This window comes from Clostridioides sp. ZZV15-6598, from assembly GCF_020657705.1.
In the GTDB taxonomy this organism is placed as follows: Bacteria; Bacillota; Clostridia; order Peptostreptococcales; family Peptostreptococcaceae; genus Clostridioides; species Clostridioides difficile_F.
Genome location: NZ_JAGWCS010000284.1, coordinates 1 through 1,062, shown reverse-complemented (window position 1 = coordinate 1,062; position 1,062 = coordinate 1). Strand labels below are relative to the sequence as shown.

At 25.6% G+C, this 1,062-nt stretch carries 1 protein-coding gene; it reads right to left on the bottom strand.

What is annotated here, in order from left to right:
• Nucleotides 1-165 precede the first annotated feature (165 nt).
• The gene (gene rgaR / locus KGF50_RS21580; RefSeq protein ID WP_227828315.1) at nt 166-876 is read right to left on the bottom strand and encodes a two-component system response regulator RgaR; all 711 of its coding nucleotides are present in this window, start codon (nt 874-876) and stop codon (nt 166-168) included.
• Nucleotides 877-1,062: the final 186 nt, after the last annotated feature.

Sequence of the window (1,062 nt, the reverse complement as noted above, 5' to 3'; positions counted from 1 at the left end):
ATATGGATATTGCACCTACAGCTATTGATAACTTCTAAATTACCATTTTACATAATAAAGACTGTCTTAATATAGAAAATTTCTTCTACATTAAGACAGCTTTGAATCAATAGCTTTGTGATGACATTAAATATTTTTTACCATATTTCTTTACCTTTTTTAAAATTAATACATTATATCACATAACAAGCTTGTTAATGTTGCTTTTAAATCTTTGAGTCTGTACTTACTAATAGGTATAAATTTTTCATTAATAGTAATCATATTGTCTCCAATATCTTCTATTCTTCTCAAATTAACAATGAAACTTGTATGACATCTAAAAAAGCCATTTTCACACAATAACTTTTCTGCTTGTTTCATACTCATATTAGCTTTATAATCTCTACCTGATGTATGTACAACTAAATCTCTCTTTACAGTTTCAACATACAAAATAGAATCTATCAGTATTCTATTAAATCCTTTTTTGTTGTACAAAACTATATAACGTTCCTTCTTTCTTTGAAGGTTATCAATACAAAGATTTACACCCATTGCGAAATTACTATAGTCTATAGGTTTTACTAAATACCTATAAGCACGAACTTCATAACCTTGTGGGGCATACTCTGAAAAAGCTGTTGTAAATATAATCTCTACCTTTTCATCAAATTTTCTTATTTTTTTAGCCACCTCGATTCCATTAATATCTTTCATTTGGATATCTAAAAATATAATGTCAATTTTTTCTGGGTATTTGGAGAGTAAATCTTCTCCACATGAAAATTCCAATATTTGATAATTTAGACACCTTTCAGACAACAGTTTTTCTGCAAACTCTTTTAGTATGCTTCTTTGTATTTTTTCGTCATCACATATAACTACCCTAAACATAATATCACCTCCAAATCTAAAATATCATTTAGTTTACTTTATTTCAATTTACAAACTGTATCTAGCTAGCTTTATATTTAAATTTTGATATAAATTTAAATTGTCGATTAAATTACTTATAACAATTATTTTTGATATATAAACTTATTTTTTGACACATTTATATATTTTTTTAACTATACAACC

Excerpts from the sequence above, each read along its gene's own strand:
- rgaR (WP_227828315.1), bottom strand. The coding sequence starts at position 876 with ATGTTTAGGGTAGTTATATGTGATGACGAAAAAATACAAAGAAGCATA.